The sequence below is a fragment of the Streptomyces sp. SAS_270 genome (genome assembly GCF_052543295.1).
In genome coordinates, this window is sequence record NZ_JBMNDS010000128.1 from 1 (window position 1) to 17918 (window position 17918).

Genomic DNA, 17918 nt, shown 5'->3' on the forward strand with positions numbered 1-17918 from the left:
CCGCCCTCCACGCGAAGTCCACGCCGAGTACGAGAAGTTGCGAATCGCCGCGTGAAATAGACGGTCAGACACCTGTCCGGCAAACGCGAGGCCCCTCACCGACCAGGACAAGTAATTTGACGAAGAGCTCTGCCCTGTAGGTCTGTTTGCGTTCGACGATGAGATGCTCTCCGCGGCCGCGGATCCACTGCAGTCGCGATCTCATGACTACCCCCTCAGGCTCTGCTCCATGTAGGCGACGACGACCACGGTGCGCAGGGCGGTGGCGAGTACAGGGTGCGGACCTGCTCGACGTTCGATGAACGGAACCGTGGCCACGGCTGGCTGCAAGTCTCACGGTGCGTGCAGCCCCAAGCCAGGTTCGTCGGAGGAGTTCCGCACATCTCCATACGATCACCATGAATGGTGGACTGCGTTCCGGGCTGGCCCGACAGCGGCTGCGGTGACTCCCAAACTTGTTGACATTGATCACTCAGCAGCTTCACGAAGTGACTCCCGAAGTCGCAGACAGACGACTTCTCTCTCGAGTCCACAGCCAGTCCGGGCAACGGGTCCGCCCGGGGCCATCCCCGCGCGCGGGGAGCAGCCTCCCGCGAAGGAACCGCCGTTGACGAACTTGGGACCATCCCCGCGTGCGCGGGTGTCGGCGACGGCTGAAAAAGTGGATCTGTCCCTCGTTGTGTGGTGCCGTAACGGTGAGTATCTGAACTAGCCCTCACCGTCGCATCGTTGTGAGAGGCGGCTCGTGCGCGGGCGTGAGGAGACTTCGGTAGTGCATCCGATGCTCTGCCCCTGCGCCGTCCGTAGTGAGGCTGGTGTCCGCACCCTCAAACGGTATGAACGACATGAGGATGCCTCTGACGACAATGCTGTTCCCGCTCGTTCCAGGCGTGGTGACCACGCAGGCTGTGAGCGTCGACGGGGTGCTGCAACTCCATGCGCAAGCAACCGCGACCGGAGCCCCATGTCCGGAGTGCGGCTGTTGGTCGACGCGGAAACACGGTTCTTATCTGCGCTTTCCTGCCGACCTTCCCATCGCCCACCAGCCGGTGGTGATCGCCTTGCGGGTGCGCCGATTCCTGTGCACCAGCACGGACTGCCGGCGCCGCACGTTCGTGGAGCAGATTGAGGGCCTGACCCGGAGGTCCGGGCGCTGGACCGAACGATTACGCACGATCCTCGGCGTCATCGGCCTCGCGCTGGCCGGCCGTGCCGGATCCCGGCTGGCCCGCCAACTGGGCATCGTGGCCAGCAAGAACACCGTGCTCCGCATGGTCATGAAGGTGCCGATGCCAGCGATCACCACACCGCGAGTGCTCGGCATCGACGAGTTCGCCCTGCGCAAGGGGCACATCTACGGAACGATCCTGGTGGACATCACCACCCGGCGGCCGATCGATCTGCTGCCCGACCGGACCGTGCCGACGGTGGCGGCGTGGCTTGCCAGCCATCCCGGGATCGAAGTCATTTGCCGTGATCGCTCCATCGCGTTCGCCGAGGCCGGGCGGCTCGGAGCCCCCGATGCGATCCATGTCGCGGATCGCTGGCACATCTGGAAGAACCTCACTGAGGCAGTCGAGAAGACCGTCGTCCATCACCGGGCCCTACTTCATGAGCAGTCCGTCGAACCCTCTCGCCCGCCGACGCTGGATCTCAGCAAGCTCGCCCCGGCCGAGCCGCCCGGTCCTCGCCGATCTGGGCGACTCTCGGACCGCATCCGGGAACAACATGCCACCGTTCACGCGCTCCTGGCCGACGGGCACGGCCTGCGCTCCATCGCCCGCCAGCTGCGGCTGGCCCGCAACACCGTGCGTCGTCTCGCTCACGCTGCGGACCCGGACGAGCTCCTGGTCGGACAGTGGACCGGCCGCACCAGCATCCTCGATCCCTACAAGCCCTACCTGCACGAGCGATGGGCCGAGGGCAGCACGACCGGCAGCCAACTGTTCGACGAACTCCGCGCGCTGGGCTATCCCGGCTGCGCGACCGTAGTCCGCCGGTACGTCAGCCGACTGCGCAGCACCTTGCCGCACGATCCACCGCGCAGACACCCCTCCGTGCGGGATGTGACCAGCTGGATCACCCGCCACCCCGACCGACTCGACACCGAGCAGGCACGGCAACTCAAGGAAGTTCTGGCCCGATCCCCGGCCCTGGCCCGAACCGCCGGCCACACCCGGGCATTCGCCGAGCTGATGAACCACCGCGACGGACAGCACCTGCACGCCTGGATCACCCGAGTCGAAAACGACGACCTGCCCGCGCTGCAGACGTTCGTCACCGGCCTCGGCCAGGACCTCGACGCCGTCGTCGCCGGCCTCAGCCTCGACTACAACTCCGGCGTCGTCGAAGGACACAACAACCTCATCAAGATGCTCAAACGACAGATGTACGGCCGAGCCAGCCTCGAACTGCTCCGACGACGAGTCCTCCTCGCCTGACAGCCCCAACACCCAGCGTTACGGAACCACACAACGAGGGACAGATCCTGTGATGCCCATGAGCCGTCCGGTGCTTGGAGGGCTCGGGTCAGGCCGTGAACCTGATCCGGTGTGACGCAGGTCACAAGCATGTCAGGCCCGTGCCAATGGCACGGGCCTTACGTGTGTCCCGATCTTTCCGCTCCTGCTGCTCCGTGAACGACACGGGGGTCACCACCGACACGGGGTCCTCGTAGTAATCGCCGAAAAAACAACGGATATCCCTGACCTGCACAGACACGGCCCGCCCGTTGGTCAGCCTTCCTGTCCGACGGGTCCGGCAGTCGCGCCTTCGCGGTGCTTGCGCAGTTCTCGGTAGAGCGTGGAGCGGCTGATGCCGAGGTCGGCGGCGACCTGTTCGGGGATGGCGCCGTCCTTGATCCGTTGGGCGGCTCCGGCGCGGGTGGTCGCGTTGAGCTTCGCGGGCCGTCCGGTAGGAAGTCCGCGGGCTTCCTTGGCGGCACGGGCGCCGGCGGCGCGCTCCAGCATGTAGATCCGCTCCATCTGCGCGAACATCGCCAGCAGCGCGATGGCCATGTCCGTCCCGGGGCCCGGCTCGCTGGTGTCCACGGCAAGCTTGTCACCGAGCGTGCGCAGGAAGATGTCGCGCTCGGTGAGGTCGTGCACGAGGTTCAGGGTCTCGCGCATGTTCCGACCGAGCCGGTCCAGGGTGAGCACGTTGATCCGGTCGCCTGGCCGCGCGAAGCCGAGTAGTGCGGTCAGGCCCTCGCGGTCCATGTTCGCGCCGGTGCGCTTGTCGACGTAGATGTGTTCCTCGGCGATACCGGCTTCGCGAAGCGCGTCGATCTGCCGGTCGAGGTCCTGAGCGGTCGTACTGACGCGCGCGTAGGCAAGATCCATCCGCCCACAGTGTCAGAACTTAACGCTGTGGCGCGGTTTTTGACCAAGACTTATGACACTGAGTTCTGACACTGGCCGACCTGCGGAAACGTGATCACGCTTCAACGGTCCCGCCCCGGTGTCACATCCATGCTTGTGACACACCAGTTCACCACCACTTGGGGCCGTCGACAGCTCGCTTGGCGAGAGCATCAGCACGAGCGCGGCGGACTGCATGCGTCAGCGGATGGTCTCTTCCCAACACCCGCACCGTGTCTTCGAGGGTCTGTTCGAACAGCGGGATCGCGCGGCCCAGGTCGCCCGCCAACTCGTAGGCGTAGGCGAGGTTGCTGCGGGAGGTCAGGGTGTCGGGGTGGTCTTCGCCCAGCACCCGCAGCCGATCGGTGAGGGTCTGCTCGTGCAGCGGGATCGCGCGGCCCAGGTCGCCCGCCGACCGGTAGGCATAGGCGAGGTTGCTGCGGGAGACCAGGGCGTCGGGGTGGTCTTCGCCCAGCACCCGCACCGTGTCTTCGAGGGTCTGCTCGAACAGCGGGATGGCGCGGCCCAGGTCGCCCGCCAACTCGTAGGCGTAGGCGAGGTTGCTGCGGGAGGTCAGGGTGTCGGGGTGGTCTTCGCCCAGCACCCGCAGCCGATCGGTGAGGGTCTGCTCGTGCAGCGGGATCGCGCGGCCCAGGTCGCCCGCCGACTGGTAGGCGCCAGCGAGGTTGTTGCGGGAGGACAGGGTGAAGGGGTGGTCTTCGCCCAGCACCCGCAGCCGATCGGTGAGGGTCTGCTCGAACAGCGGGATCGCGCGGCCCAGGTCGCCCGCCGACCAGTAGGCGTAGGCGAGTCTGTTGCGGGAGGACAGGATGTCGGGGTGGTCTTCGCCCAGCACCCGCAGCCGATCGGTGAGGGTCTGCTCGAACAGCGGGATCGCGCGGCCCAGGTCGCCCGCCGACTGGTAGGCGCCAGCGAGGTTACTGCGGGAGACCAGGGCGTCGGGGTGGTCTTCGCCCAGCACCCGCAGCCGATCTTCAAGGGCGCGTTGGAGGTGGCTGATCGCGCGGGCGGTCAGGCCCTGGTTGTCGAGGAAGAGCGCGGTCAGGTTGAGGATGCGGGCGGTGGTGGAGGTGTCGGTGTCTGGGGTGGTGTGGTCGGCGAGTGCGTCGATGTGGGGGAGCAGGGTGCGCCAGGTCAGCCAGGTGGCAGGGTCTTCCCAGTCTGCGGGCAGGGCGCTGTGCAGGCAGGCGGTGGCCTGTTCGCGGGCTTGTTCGATGAGTGCGGGGGTGCGGTGTGCGTCGCCGGGGTCCGGTGTCCGGGCGACGGCCTGGACGAGCCGGTGAACGGACAGAGTGTCGGCGGCGGGCCTGATCATGCTGTAGGCCGTCAGGACGCCGAACGCGGCGTTCAGTGCGGGCGGGTCGGCCGGTCCGCCGTCCAGGAGGGTGGCGGGAATCTGGTCGGGGGCGTACCAGGCCAGCAGGCGCAGCAAGTCGGCGGCCTGGGGCTGGAGTGTGGTGATCTGGTTCAGGGTGAGGTGCCAGATCCGGGCGATGGTGCGTTCGGGTGGGGTGATGCCGACGCCGCCGGCGCGGTACATCGCGGCCGGGTACTGGCCGAGCAGAGCGAGGTAGGCGCGGGGGGTGGTGAGCGGATTCTGCGCGAGGTAGGCGGCTGCCTGTTCGACGGCCAGGGGCAGTTGGCCCAGTTCCGCGCACAGGTCGATGGCGCCGTCCAGATCCCGCCCGGGTGCGGCGTGGGTGGCGATACGGGTGAGCAGGTCGAGTGCGTCGGCCTCGTCCAGGACGTCCAGGCGCACGACGGTGGGGATGTGGTACCAGGCGGTGGCGAGGCGGCTGGTGATCAGGAAGCGTCCCTGCGCGTGGGTGCGGGCCAGGAGCGGGGCGATGTCGGCCGGGTCGTTGACGTTGTCCAGGATCAGCAGCCAGCCGGTGTGGCTGGCCAGCCACTGCAGGGCCCACTCCGCCAGGGCCTCGATGGGCAGGGCGCCGATCAGGGCCGGCTGCAGGGCGCCGGCCAGGTCCGCCAGGCCCTGCTGCACGCCGGCGGGTGTGTCCGCGGTGAGCCACCGGACGGGGGCACAGCCGTGGGGGCGGGTGGCAGCCCAGTGCGCGGCCAGGGTGCTCTTGCCGATGCCGCCCAGGCCGTGCACGGCCTGGACGACGGCCCCGCCGGGGGCGGCGAGCGCGGTATCGAGCCGGTCCAGTTCACTGGTGCGGCCGACGAACAGGCCCGGGCGCCCGGCCAGGTTGTCCAGCCCGGCCGGGGCGGCGACCTGGGCGGGGGGCTGCAGTGCCTCGGGCGGCAGGGACACCGCCCGGGCGTGGTCCCCGGTCTGCACGGGGGCGTAGTTGTCGCCCCCGATGGCGGCGGCCCGCTCGGCGCTCGCCGCCACCCGTAGGCCGGGCCCGGTGGCGGGGGGTTCCGGTTGCCTCCCGGTCCGCCGCAACGGCCACCTCACGGGTGGGCCCCGCCAGGCTGTCCACCGGCGGGCTGATCGCCGGTGGACAGCGGACCGGAGTTGGTTCCGCCGATGGCGATTGCACGGGGCCCGGACGCGGACACCGTGTCCGTGGCCGGCGGCGGGGCGGGGTCCGGTCCGGCAGCGGGCGGGGCGGGTGCAGGCGGGGCGGGTGCACTGGCGTCTCCGGTGGAGACGGAGGCCCGGTTGTCCCCGCCGATGGCGATCGCGCGCTCGGCCGTGGCCTGGACCGCGCGGCCGGAGGTCCCGGTCGCTGGCGCCCGGGTGACGAAGCCGTGGCCCCACAACACAACCAGCGAGCCCAGCACCGCGCCGAGCGTGGAGGCCAGCGACCAGCGGATCGCGGGATCCTTCAGCAGCGGTGGCAGCACGACAGCACCGCACAGCCATGCCGGCACCGCGAAGGCCGCGGCCGTCACCAGCCCCGCCACCGCCCACCTGGCGTTGCGTCCCATGCCGCCCCCCACCACGCCGACAGTCCGTGTCCACCACCACGATGGCAGCAACACCCCGGCCCCGAGCCGCCTTTGCACATACGGAGCGCACCAGGCCCGGCCCGTGGCGCTCAGGGCCGCTCACGGCGGGAGCGCAGCGGCCGGTAGCCGGCCGGGTCGAGCTTGGCGAGTTCGGTGTCGACCTCGACGTTGATCGTGCCGTGATAGTTGACGTTCTCGCTGTGCGCCGGGGAGATGTGCGCCAGCAGTTCGTCATCCACCGCCCGGCCCTCGACCCGCATCTGCGCGACGGCCAGGCCGTAGTACTCCGTGGTCCAGGTCACCACGGAGTTGGTCAGCACGGTCAGGCACCACGCCTGCTCGGTCTGCCCGGCCAGGAACCGTTCGCGGATCTTGCCCTGGTGGGCGTAGTGCAGGTCCCTGCGCAGGGAATGCAGCGACTCGCCCTTGTTGAGCTGCCGGGCGATCTTGCGGCGGTAGGTCTCGTCCGCCAGGTAGCGGGCGGCGTAGACGGTGCGCCGCAGCGCCCCGTACTCCTTCAGCGACGCCGCGAGAGTGTTCTGCCGGGAGGAGGCGGAGAGCTTGCCGACGATCAGGGAGGCGGTGGCATGCCCGACTTGATCGACGCGGCCAGACGCAGCAGGTCGTCCCAGTTCTCCTCGATCAACCCCATGTTGATCTTCTGGGTCAGCAGCGGTCCCGCGACCGGCCAGAGCCTGCCCACCTCGCGCTGCGCGTCCATCCGGTACAGGGTGATCTTCCCCAGATCCCGGATGCGCGGCGAGAGCTGCATCCCCACCAGGTCGAACAATGCGAAGTTGACCAGCGTCACGCCATGCGTGTCGGTGGCGTGCTCGGTGATCGGCAGGTCGGTCCTGTTCCCCATGATCTCGTCCAGTACGTACTGGGCCTCGCGCCGGGTGACCACGATGACCTTCGTACCGAACGTCGAGTGCTGGTCCGAGACGTGGGTATAGGTGGACAGGCCCTGCCCGGCGAAGTACTTCTTCATCACCCGCGCGGTGGTCGACTTGCCCTGGACCGGGAACCGCTGCCCGTCCGAGGAGGACAGCGTGCCGCCGCCGAACGCCTGCGTCATCGGCAGACGGTGGTGGTAGTTCACGATCGCGGCGTTCGCCGCGGCCAGCGTCTCCTCGCGGATGTACCACTCCTGGGTCCACGCCAGGATGTCGTAGGAGATCCCGCACGCCTCCGCCATCCGCACCAAGCCCAGATTCGTGGCATTGGCTATGAGCACCGCCAACAGGTTGCGCTTGAGCTCCGGGCTGCGCGACTGCTTCCCGCCGGCGTGGGTGATGCAGTCCAGAAACCCGGTACGGCGATCCAGCTCCACCAGCAACGAGGCGATCGGGGCCAGCGGCAGCAGCTCGGAGAGCTCATCGCGCAGCGAGGCGGCCTCAGCAGGCACGTCCTCGGCCGACAGCGGAGGGATGATCAGCTCCCCCTTGTCCGACAGCCGTACTTCACCGGTGCCCGCCAGGCGGTTGCCCAGGACCTTCTCCAGGTCCCCCATCGCTGCCTGAAGCTCCTCCCTGCACGCGTCCAGTGCGGCCCTGGCCGAGGCGGGCTTGCCGACCAGCTGACAGAACTGGTCCCGCTGCAGCGTCCACTGCCCGGGCGTGAACAGGTACGAGGCCGGGTCGGCGTACCGGCGCGAGGAGGGCACGTACACATCGCCCGAGCGCAGCCCGTCGCGCAGACCGAGCAGCACCGTCAGCTCCCAGAAGTGCCGGTAGGCCGTGACGTCCCGGGACTTCGCGGCCTGCTCCAGATAGCCAGCCCAGCGCACCGGCACAAAGTCCGCGGGCGCCCCGTCGGGGACCTTCCGCGCCCCGGTCGCGTTCAGCTCCTTGAGGATCTTCACGGCCTCCATCAGCGACTCCGCACCCGTGCCGCCCTGAAAGGAGATGGCCCGCAGCACGTCCGGGGTGAACTGCCGCAGGTAGGTATAGGAGTCGTCCAGCATTGCCAGGTGCCCGTGATCGCGCGGCAGCCGGGGTGCGGACCCCGCCGCCGCGGCCCTCAGCCGCTCCATGCCGATGGTGTTCCGCAGCCGTCCCCCGACCTGCTCGTCCTCGATGGCCACATCCAGCAGCACCGGCAGGATCTCGTCCAGCAGCGCCTGGCGGCCCTCCCCGGCCGCGGCCCGCGCCGCCAGCGCGTCGCGCATCTTGGTCCGCGCCCGGCTCTCCCGGGCCGAGACTGCCTGGTCGAACAGGCCGATGACCTCGTCCAGCACGTCGGCGGCCGACTGCGCCAGGATCGTCAGCAGGATCGGGTGGCGGCGCTGGGGTTCGCGCCGGTCCAGCGACTGCGGCGTCAGCCGGCGTCCCACCTGGGCCAAAAACCGGCGCCGCTCGGCGGGCAGCGCGGTCAGGTCCAGAGCATGGGCGTCCAGGCCGCGCAGGAACCCCAGCTTCTCCAGCTCCCCCTTGACCGCGTTCGCCGAGTCCCCGGTCGCGCCCGTGGACAGCCAGTTCAGCCTCGTTGCCCCGATCACCGGATCCACGCTCAGCAGGCCGTCGAGCTCACCCATCAGCTTGGGCGTCAGCATGTGCCGAACCCGCTGGTAGGTCTCCCGGCCCGCCTCCGCCCGCGCGGCGGCCACCCGCTCCAGCAGACTGACCACCCCGGGCCGTACCACCCGCGAGGCCGCCAGATGCTCGCACGCCAGACGGAACAGCAGCGAGGGCGAGTCGTGCTCCATCGCCCGGGCGAGCAGGAACTCGTCCAGCTCCTTCAGCTGCATCGCCTTGGCGGACTTCCAGTTCAGATACCCGGCCACCTCCCGCAGGTGGCCGGTCCGGGTCTGTTTGCGCGTCCCGTAGAACCGCAGTTCGCCGACGGGTATCTGCAGGCGTTCCGAGAGCCGGGCCACCGCCGCCGGCGGGGCCGCAGTGACGTCGTCCGGTACGAACCCGAGCCAGGGCAGCGTGCACAGCTGGACAGCCAGCCCGATCCGGTCCTTGGGGCTACGACCGCGTCCCGGATCGATGAACCCCACGTCCGCCGGGGTCAGCGTGAAGAACCGGATCAGCTCTTCCCTGTTGATCTCCGGGAAGCCCCGCAGCCGTTCCAGCTCGTCATCCGCGAACACACGGGTCGCCACCCGGAACCTCCACCGCAACCGCCCACGCCTCGTGGGCACCGTGCGCCACACCGTAGAAGCCAGGGCGAGGCACAGTCAGGTGAACAGCCTCATCACGCCCGCTCCGACGCCAGGCTGGTCGCACTTGCTCATCTACTCGACCAACCCGGCCATCGTCACGGCACATTCGTGCAGGTCAGGGATATCCGTTGTTTTCTCGGCGATTACTACGGGGACCCCCTGATTTGGGGGTGTCAGCCGGTTGATCAAGGTGAGAGAAGAATGCGGCGTCGTAGGAGGTCGAAGTTGGCCCGGCCGTACATCTGTCTCTTCAGCAGCTTGATTCTGGTGACGTTGCCCTCGACCGCTCCCGAGGTGAAGGTGGTGGTCAGGGCGGCGAGTACTGCTGCGTGGTCGCGCCGTATGCCGGCGGCCAGGGTGGGGAGTTCTCGTTGTCCGTCGAGGCGGACGTCGGCGAGCCAGACGTCGAGGGCGAGATGCTCGCTGCGGCGTTCGCGCACCATCGCGGCCAGGCGCCGGGCGTATTCGGTGGTCGTGGTCAGGGCGGGACTGCGTTCGCACAGCTCGCCGAGGCACTTGCGCTCGGTCTCGGTGAGGTGTTCGGGTCGGCGCATGATCCAGTCGGTGACCCGGCGGACGGTCAGATGGGGCAGCGGAGCATCCGTGGGGATCGTCCCAGTGCGGTAGGGCCGCAGGTGGCGGCGGACGGTGTTGATGTCGCCGCGATAGCCCAGCTGCTGGATCTCCCGGGTGAGTGCGGCAGCGTTGGTGCAGCCCTCCATCCACCGGTGATGCAGGTAGAGCCGATAGTCGTCGATCACGCTCGGGCGGTTGGTTGCCGCGACGAGAAGCTGCTCGACATCGGCGGCCCGCGCGAAGCGCAGGACGGTGCCGCGGCTGAGGCAAAGTTCACGGGCGATGGCTCGCAGGCTGTCGCCACGTTCGATGCGTTCGTGGATCTGCTGGTGGCGTTCGCGGTGCGGGCGACCAGCGGCCGCTGCCGTCCGTGCACGTCAAGTTCGCCCAGGGCGGCGGGGCGGACGCCTGCTGGTGGACGGGTGTCATCCTGATTGGCCCGCACGGCGAGGGGTTCGCGCAGGTCGGCGCGGTGTCGTCCGACGACTCGCTCGACGGCCTCGGCGAGGTTGTGCAACAGGTTCCAGGCATCGGCAACTTGGCGGGCCTGTGGTGCACCGGCATGGGCGCCATCGCGGAAGGAGCCGGCACGGTCGCGACAGACAACCCTCACCTCGGGGTGTCCGCGCAGCCAGGCGGCGAAGGTGTGCGCAGTGCGGTCCGCGAGGACGTCGACAGGGCGGCGGGTGGTCATGTCGACGAGGATCGTCGCGTAGGTACGACCGCGCCGCACTGCAAACTCATCCACGCCCAGACACGGGACAGACTCTGCCGCCGGGACGGGCAGTGCGCGAATGAGTCGGAGCAGCGTGTCCTTGCAGGTGGTGACGGCCATGCGTCCGCACAGATTGGCTCCAGCTCGTCCGCCCAGGAACAGGGCGATGTCCGTGAGCTGGGCGGTGAGAGCGTTCGTACGGCGTGCGTGTCGACGGGTCAGGTCCGGGATTTGCTCGGCGAAGGTCCGCCGCCCGCAACTGCCGTTGCCGCAGACGAGACGACGTGCCCGCAGATCGAGGCGTACCCGCCGACCGGCGACGGGACGGTCCGCCAGACATCGCTGGTAGTAGCAGTGCACGCGCGAGGATCTCCATCCGCATCCCGGACAGGCGGCCGACCCTACGGTGGACCGCACAGCAAGACGGACCTCAGCGTCCCCAAGAAGCACTTCTTCTACCTCGAGTCCGACCCCCGGAAAGAGGAGGTCAGCGAGGCGGACCACATCCCCCACGCCAAGGTGATGCCCATGCACTCTTGATCATCACCCACCCCCAAATCAGAGACAGAGCCAGATCTTGGGGACAGTCGCGGAGCGTGATGTTTGCGTTCGATTGGGAGAATGGCCATGGTTCTGCCACACCTCTCGTTGCCGTGGTCTCGGGTCCCGTCGTCCGACCCGATGGTGGCTACAGAGTCATGTGAGGCTGCCGTGCTGCTGTCCTGCCTCAGGTAAGTCGAGGTATATCGGTCTAGAGCTCGGGCAGTCGGTCGGCCGGGGTGGGAGAGCGGCGTTCCTGTAGCCAGTAGAGGTAGACCTGCAGGTCAGTCTCCAGGCTTCCGGAGTCGGTGCCGCCAGCGATGTAGGCCGCGAAGTCCAGGGCACCCTCCACTGCTCGTTGGTTCGGGATCCACCGGTCGTACCGCTCCCACTCGTGTACCTGGTCTCTCAGGTACTCCAGGATCCGCTCCCGGTCGCGCCACCACTCCCGGACCAACTCCGGTGTCCACCGCTGGTCTCCGTCCCAGGCATAGCCGTCCATAGGGTCCGCCTCGATGGCACTGAGTACGTCCCTCACCTCGTCCAGTGTGCGCGGCTGGCGATATACGTACTCCGTGAAGTACTGACCGCCGTAGTGGATGTGACGCGGGGCTTCGAGTCGGCCTGTCGCGCAGTTATCCGTCTCGGCGCCGTACACCGGCCCCGGGACGTTGAGCCACAGACGGTCCTCCCAGCGACCGTTGCAGCTCGGGTACACCTGGAACAGGACTGCCGCCGCGTCGAAGTAGAGCGTCATGAGGGCAGCGTACTTTTGCCCGAAGAGCTGAGAATCGCGGCCTGAGCTGTGGGTTCTGGCAGCACTTTCGTGAAAGACGAGGTCAGACTGTGGCTTGGGCGGGAAAGCACTGGTCATGGGGGTTGCGCGGTTGTCGGTTGAAGATCTGCTCTTTCCCGGGATAGCCGGGGTGTCGGTGGAGCGTGTGGCGGCGTTCATGGGCGAGTTGCTCGTGGAGGCGTTGAGTAACTGTCCTTCGAGACCGTGCCCGGACTGCGGTTCGGGATCCCGTCGGGTGCACAGCCGCTACTGCCGGATACTGGCCGACAGCCCTGTAGGAGGTCGGCCGCTGCTGGTCCGGCTGACCGTGCGCCGGTTCTTCTGCGAGTCTCCAACCTGCCTGCGTCGCACGTTCGTTGAGCAAGTCGCAGGCCTGACGGAACGCCACCAGCAGGCCACTACTGAACTACGGAGCCAGCTCCGCGCTATCGCAGCAGAGCTGGGTGGTCGGGCCGGCGCACGACTGTGCAGGAAACTCTCTGTGCCCGCCGGGCGCATGAGACTGCTGAGGCTGATCAACGCTCCGGCAGTAGCTGAGCGGGCCCCACGGGTGTTAGGGGTGGACGAGTTCGCCTTCCGGCGAGGCGTCCGCTACGGAACCATCCTGGTCGACATCGAGGCCCGTCGGCCGGTCGATGTCCTGCCGGACAGAACCTCCGAGACGCTGGCCGCTTGGCTGCGCGAGCACCCTGGAGCCGAAGTGGTGTGCCGGGACCGGGCCAGTGCCTATACCCGAGCGGTCAAGGAAGCCGCCCCGAACGCAATCGAGGTGGCCGATCGCTGGCACCTGCTGCGCAACCTCTCCCTCGCGGTGGAGAAGACCTGCCATGAGCATCGCGCCTGCCTGCAGAAATACGCCGAACGCACCCAACGGGCCGAGCCGAGAATGCCGGCGCTGGAGGCTCTGCCGCCGACCTTGATCGTGGACCGGGTCCTGCGGCGCCATGAGGAGATCAACCGCATGGTCGACCTCGGCTACCCGCTCAGCGAGATCGCCCGCCACCTCGGGCTGGACCGCAAGACCGTGCGCCGCTACCGCGATACCAGTTTCGATGTCCTGCTGGCCTCCGCCCGCGACCGCAGGAACGTACCCCTCGACCGGTTCAAGCCGTACCTACAGGCCGAGTTCGCCGCCGGCAACACCGTTGCCACCGAGCTCTACCGGCAGATCCGCGACCGCGGCTTCCGCGGCGGGTACTCAACGCTCTCCCGCTACGTGGGGACCCTGCGTGACGGCACAGCCGTCCCAGCCCTCGCGCCCATCCCGGCTCCCCGCAAGATCACCGGGTGGACCATGCGGCCACGCGAGAACCTCCCACCGCGAGATACCGATGCTCTGGAGCAAGTCCGCCTGGCCTGCCCGGACATCACCAACGCCTGCGACCTGGCCTGTGCCTTCACCGACCTGGTCCGTCACCGCCGCGGCCACCTGCTGGGTGAGTGGATCAGGCAGGCCGAACGCTGCGACCTGAGGCCGATCCACTCCTTCGCCAGCTTCCTCCGCCAGGACATCGACGCCGTCACCGCCGGCCTCACCCTCTCCTACAGCTCCGGCGTCGTCGAGGGCCACGTCTGCAGAATCAAGCTCCTCAAGCGGAGCATGTACGGCCGCGCATCCTTCGCACTCCTCCGAGCGCGGATTCTCACCCCACCGTGATGCCCACACCCAGCCGAAAACTCAGCTCGGGTAGCTGCGAGGAGATTCGTTGCGCAGCCTCCAGATCTCCTTCCACTGCCGGGCATGGTCGGCCGCCAACAGCGGGTCGGGCGCGTCGGCCCGCTGCACCGCGAGACTGACCCCGCATTCCCTGCACAGCTGATGGATCCGGTAGGCGCCGTCGTACCAGACGCTGGTGTTGTCCCGGTTTCCGCATACACGGCACGTCAGCGCAGGAGCTTCATCCGGCGGCACTGACGAACGGAGCACCCGCTCGACCACCGCTGGCAGCGGCTCGTCGGGATGAATCGTCGGCTCGGGACAGTAGGCAATGTTCCCCCACCCACGCTGCCAGCCTCGCCAGGACTCGTCTCGTTTCACCTGCCGAAAGCCACGCGCTTTGTCCGCTCGGCGACAGTTGGCATAGGCACGCTCGTCAGCGAGCCAGAGCTGTCGGGCGTGGTGCAACTCCTCGACGGCACGTATGAGCGAGCTCGGATCCTTCTCCAGATCCTTGGGGATCCCCGCGCTGAGACAGAGATGGTGATACGTGGCCCGGAAGCCGTAGGGCGCGAAGTGGACGAGGCACGACCGCAAATTCGTATGCCGGGCGCGCGTCGGCAGGCCCTCGTCGTAGACCCGTCTCTGGTGCGTGTTGAAGCTGCTCATCCCAGGACGCTATGCCCTACCACGCACGGATCGCACTTCACTTCGACTCAAGGTTTCGGCTCGGCCGTGTTCTTCACGAAAGTGCTGCCAGAACCAATTTCAACGAGCGCCATCAGCGCCGCGCCCTCCGCACCGCCCACCCCGCGCCACCACCTCACCTGCGGCGCGACACCCGTACGGGAAGAGGTGTCCACTCGACACCCGGAGCCTGCACGCGGCCCCGTTCACCCCCCTGCGCTCGGGCACGACGTCGCGGGCGTCGTCTGCCGCGTCGGACCCGCGGTGCGCGGGTTCAAGGTGGGCGACGAGGTCTATGCCCGACCTCGCGCTACAGCGCCACCCTGCTCCCGGCGAGCACACCGACCCCGAACTCGCAGGCCGCTACCCCCGGTTGAGCATGGGCATGGCCGTCCACGCCCCCAGCAAGGAAATCGGTCAGCAAGCCGTCCGGCTGCTGGAGACCATCCAGCACCTCCGGCTCGTCAGGGGCTTCATCGCCGGAGACACCACGGCCATTCGCTCCCGACGCCATCGGGGCAGGCCAACCTGGCTCAACGCAGTAAAGGACCAGGTGCCCTGGACCGGCTTGATGGCCCCGCCGCGCGACTCATCGTCGGCCTGGTCGCCATCCATGCGGTGCACGCCGCGGAGGTCGCCCGGTTCGACCCGGCCGACCCCGACCTGGCCCGCCGGACGCCGGCGCCGATTAGGCTGCGCTGACAGTTGAGGCGGACCGACGGGGGCCACGTGGATGTCAGCGAGTGCGAGCTGACCGACCCCTGGGAGGGCATTCTGGCCGCTCCCGCCCGCGGCAGTGACATCGGTGTCCTGGTCCTGGCGGGTTCCAGCGGGCGCGTCGAACGAGAGAGAGCACGCATCCTTGCCCAGCAGGGCATGACGGCCGTGTCGATCCGCTGGTTCGGCGGTCCGGGGCAGACCCCGGGGATCTGCGAGATCCCCCTGGAGACGTTCACCGCCGCCGTCGGCTTCCTCCGGTTGAACGGGGCGGAGCGCATCGGCATCCTGGGCACTTCCAAGGGGGCTGAGGCAGCTCTGCTCACGGCAGTGCACGATCCGCGCGTGGACGTCGTCATCGCGATGTCGCCCACGTCCCGGGTCTGGTGCAACGTCGGGCCAGGCCGCGACGGAGCACGACACCCTTATCGATCGTCCTGGACCTGGCGAGAGCAGGCGCTGCCTTTCGTCCCGATGGACGATTCCTGGACTCCCGCAGAGGTGGGCGGTGGGCCGGTCGCCATCCGCGGGTGGTACGAACTCAGCGAGCGGACGTTTGCCGGTCTGCTCTCTCCGGCGGAGATCCCCGTCGACAAGGCGCGGGCCGATCTGGTGCTGGTCGCAGGCGGCGACGATGCGATGTGGCCGTCTCTTCCCTTCGCCGAACAACTGGCGCAACGCCGGCGCTCAGTTGGGGCCACGGTGCGTCTCATCGCCCGCCATGATGCCGGTCACCGCCCTCGTTTTCCTGGCGAGAGCCCAGCCTCGGCATCCCCGCGCTTCCAGTACGGAGGCACGCCCGAAGCTGACGCGCTTTTGGGGACGGCTGCCTGGTCCCACGTCCTCGACGCGCTCCGCGGCGGGAGCTGACCCTCCCCCGGTTGATCGCGCACGAAGCCCGAAGAGGGTCTCTACTGCGTCCCGTTGCTCTTGGTTGCCCTGATGCGGGCCAGGCGGTAGGACTCGGTGCCGGTCTCGATGAGGGTGGCGTTGAAGGTGAGCCGGTCCACGGTCGCCGCGCAGAGCCGCGGGTCGGCGAAGGTCTTGCTCACCCGGTGAACGCCTCGTTGGAGGCGATCGCGATGCTGTTCTTCTCCTCACGCTCCGTTAGAACCCCGCGGATGGTGACTTCTTTACAGGTCACGCCCTGTCGGCGTGCAGCGCCGGGTAGTCGGTGTAGCCCCTTTGGTCGCCGCCGTAGAAAGTTGCCGCATCGGGGGCGTTGTAAGGGCCGCCGGCTGCGAGGCGGGCGGGCAGGTCGGGGTTGGCCAGGAACAGCGCGCCGAAGGCGATGATGTCCGCGGTGCCGTCCTCGATGTGAGCGACAGCGCCGGGGCCGGTGGGCTCGGTGTGGGTGAAGGGGTTGAGGATGAACGCCGTCGGCCAGTCCTTGCGCAGCCGGGCAGTCAGGTCGCGGTCCGGGCTCTCGAGCAGGTGCAGGTAGGCGAGGTCCAGCCGGGCGAGATGGGCGATCAGGGTGGTGTAGGTCTCCAGAACATCCGCCGAGTCGGTCTCGGCGATGTCGTTGTAGGGGTTGCCGGGAGAGATACGGAAGCCGGTCCGGTGGCCACCGATCGCCTCCGCGACAGCCGTGGCGACCTCGATACCGAAGCGGACCCGGTCCGCGGCCCCGCCTCCCCAACTGTCGGCGCGCAGATTGGTGTTGGGGGCGAGGAACTGGTGTATCAGGTAGCCGTTCGCCCCATGGATCTCCACGCCGTCGAAACCGGCGGCGATCGCGTTGCGCGCGGCGTCGGCGTAGTCGGCGACCGTCTGGGCGATGTCGTCCTGGTCCAGTTCCTTGGGCGTGACGTAGTCCTGGGGGCCCTGGTGCGTGAACACCTGGCCCGTCGCCGCGACGGCGGAGGGGGCGACGGGGATGAGGCCGTCGGGCAGCAGGCTGGGGTGGCTGATCCGGCCGGTGTGCATCAGCTGCGCGAAGATCGTGCCGCCCTGGGCGTGGACGGCGTCGGTCACCTTCCGCCAGGCGTCGACCTGCTGGGCGGAGTGCAGGCCGGGGGTGTTGGTGTAGCCCTGGCCGGCCAACGACGGCTGGATGCCCTCAGTGATGATCAGGCCGGCGCTCGCGCGTTGGGCGTAGTAGGTGGCCATCAGTTCCGTCGCCGTGGCTGCGGGAGCGTCGGCGCGGCTGCGGGTCATCGGCGCCATGGCGATGCGGTTGGCGAGCGTCTTGCCGCTCAGGTCGATCGGGTCGAACGCGGTAGTCATAGCAGCTTTCCTCAAGAAGGGGGTCGGGTGAGAGAGGCAGGCGGGAGTCGGGTGGGCTGCCGGTTCGCAGCACTCCGTTCGAAATGCAACCTCCACGGAGAGACTCTACATCTACTTGAGACTAAGTCTCAAGATGATTCGATGTCCGGTTGATGCGTGCGGGCGGGATGCATCCTTGAGACCAAGTCTCAAGTTGAGTCTTGGCGGTAGTGTTTCTCGTATGACCGACTCCGCCAGCACCGCCAACCCCACCCCGCCGAAGCCGCCCGGTCTGCGTGAACGCATGCGGGCAACGGTCCGGGCGGAAGTGACAGAAGTGGCGCTCCGGCTCTTCACCTCTCAGGGCTTCGACCGCACGACCGCCGACCAGATCGCCGCCGAAGCGGGACTGTCACGCGCCAGCCTCTTCCGGTACTTCGGGACAAAGGAAGACATCGTGCTGGGCGGTCTGGAGGGCGATGGCCAGCACGTCGCGGAAGCGCTCGCCGCCCGCCCTGACGAGGAGCGGCCTTGGGTGGCGCTGCGCCGGGCGT

General features: G+C 68.4%; 12 protein-coding genes and 3 pseudogenes. 5 read left to right on the forward strand and 10 right to left on the reverse strand.

The window, feature by feature from the left end; all coding sequences use genetic code 11:
* Positions 1-851 precede the first annotated feature (851 nt).
* Positions 852-2441 (forward strand): ISL3 family transposase, encoded by a 1590-nt coding sequence (locus tag ACN6LB_RS43635; protein ID WP_445030755.1) that lies wholly within the window; start codon positions 852-854, stop codon positions 2439-2441.
* 294 nt (positions 2442-2735) lie between these two features.
* Here ACN6LB_RS43635 and ACN6LB_RS43640 read toward each other — a convergent pair whose 3' ends face one another.
* The 7 genes and pseudogenes from ACN6LB_RS43640 to ACN6LB_RS43670 all read right to left on the reverse strand — a co-directional run bounded on the left by ACN6LB_RS43640 (position 2736) and on the right by ACN6LB_RS43670 (position 12056).
* Positions 2736-3341 carry a recombinase family protein gene (locus ACN6LB_RS43640; protein ID WP_445030756.1) on the reverse strand — a complete coding sequence of 202 codons (606 nt, stop codon included), beginning with the start codon at positions 3339-3341 and terminating at the stop codon, positions 2736-2738.
* 148 nt (positions 3342-3489) lie between these two features.
* On the reverse strand, positions 3490-5736 hold the full coding sequence (fxsT, locus tag ACN6LB_RS43645; RefSeq protein ID WP_445030757.1) for an FxSxx-COOH system tetratricopeptide repeat protein: 2247 nt from the start codon (positions 5734-5736) through the stop codon (positions 3490-3492).
* Positions 5737-5798: 62 nt separating this feature from the next.
* Positions 5799-6278 carry a hypothetical protein gene (locus ACN6LB_RS43650; RefSeq protein ID WP_445030758.1) on the reverse strand — a complete coding sequence of 160 codons (480 nt, stop codon included), beginning with the start codon at positions 6276-6278 and terminating at the stop codon, positions 5799-5801.
* Between the two features lie 110 nt (positions 6279-6388).
* Positions 6389-9459 (reverse strand): annotated as a pseudogene (locus tag ACN6LB_RS43655) (Tn3 family transposase).
* Positions 9460-9653: 194 nt separating this feature from the next.
* Positions 9654-10229, reverse strand: a complete 576-nt coding sequence (locus ACN6LB_RS43660; protein WP_445030759.1) for an ISL3 family transposase — start codon at positions 10227-10229, stop codon at positions 9654-9656.
* A complete protein-coding gene (locus ACN6LB_RS43665) occupies positions 10226-11293 on the reverse strand; it encodes an ISL3 family transposase (RefSeq protein WP_445030760.1) in 1068 nt (355 codons plus the stop codon). Before ACN6LB_RS43665 ends, ACN6LB_RS43660 begins: the two co-directional genes overlap by 4 nt.
* A gap of 217 nt (positions 11294-11510) precedes the next feature.
* A complete protein-coding gene (locus tag ACN6LB_RS43670) occupies positions 11511-12056 on the reverse strand; it encodes a ferredoxin (protein ID WP_445030761.1) in 546 nt (181 codons plus the stop codon).
* Between the two features lie 196 nt (positions 12057-12252).
* Between ACN6LB_RS43670 and ACN6LB_RS43675 the strand changes: the two genes are divergently transcribed.
* Positions 12253-13752 (forward strand): ISL3 family transposase, encoded by a 1500-nt coding sequence (locus ACN6LB_RS43675; RefSeq protein WP_445030766.1) that lies wholly within the window; start codon positions 12253-12255, stop codon positions 13750-13752.
* 21 nt (positions 13753-13773) lie between these two features.
* Here the strand turns inward: ACN6LB_RS43675 and ACN6LB_RS43680 are convergent, their stop codons facing one another.
* A complete protein-coding gene (locus tag ACN6LB_RS43680; protein WP_445030762.1) occupies positions 13774-14421 on the reverse strand; it encodes a hypothetical protein in 648 nt (215 codons plus the stop codon).
* A 228-nt stretch (positions 14422-14649) separates the two neighbouring features.
* On the opposite strand from ACN6LB_RS43680, the pseudogene ACN6LB_RS43685 reads away from it, so the two are divergent.
* Positions 14650-15141: pseudogene (locus ACN6LB_RS43685) on the forward strand (alcohol dehydrogenase catalytic domain-containing protein); the annotation flags it as partial.
* A 27-nt stretch (positions 15142-15168) separates the two neighbouring features.
* Positions 15169-16026, forward strand: a complete 858-nt coding sequence (locus tag ACN6LB_RS43690; protein ID WP_445030763.1) for an acyl-CoA thioester hydrolase/BAAT C-terminal domain-containing protein — start codon at positions 15169-15171, stop codon at positions 16024-16026.
* 41 nt (positions 16027-16067) lie between these two features.
* Here the strand turns inward: ACN6LB_RS43690 and ACN6LB_RS43695 are convergent.
* Both ACN6LB_RS43695 and ACN6LB_RS43700 read right to left on the reverse strand, forming a co-directional pair.
* Positions 16068-16270, reverse strand: a pseudogene (locus ACN6LB_RS43695) (ATP-binding protein); the annotation flags it as partial.
* Between the two features lie 26 nt (positions 16271-16296).
* Positions 16297-17385: an alkene reductase gene (locus ACN6LB_RS43700; RefSeq protein WP_445030764.1), complete on the reverse strand. Its 1089-nt coding sequence runs from the start codon at positions 17383-17385 to the stop codon at positions 16297-16299.
* 220 nt (positions 17386-17605) lie between these two features.
* On the opposite strand from ACN6LB_RS43700, the gene ACN6LB_RS43705 reads away from it, so the two are divergent.
* The coding region (locus ACN6LB_RS43705) for a TetR family transcriptional regulator (RefSeq protein WP_445030765.1) at positions 17606-17918 on the forward strand (313 nt) is incomplete at its 3' end.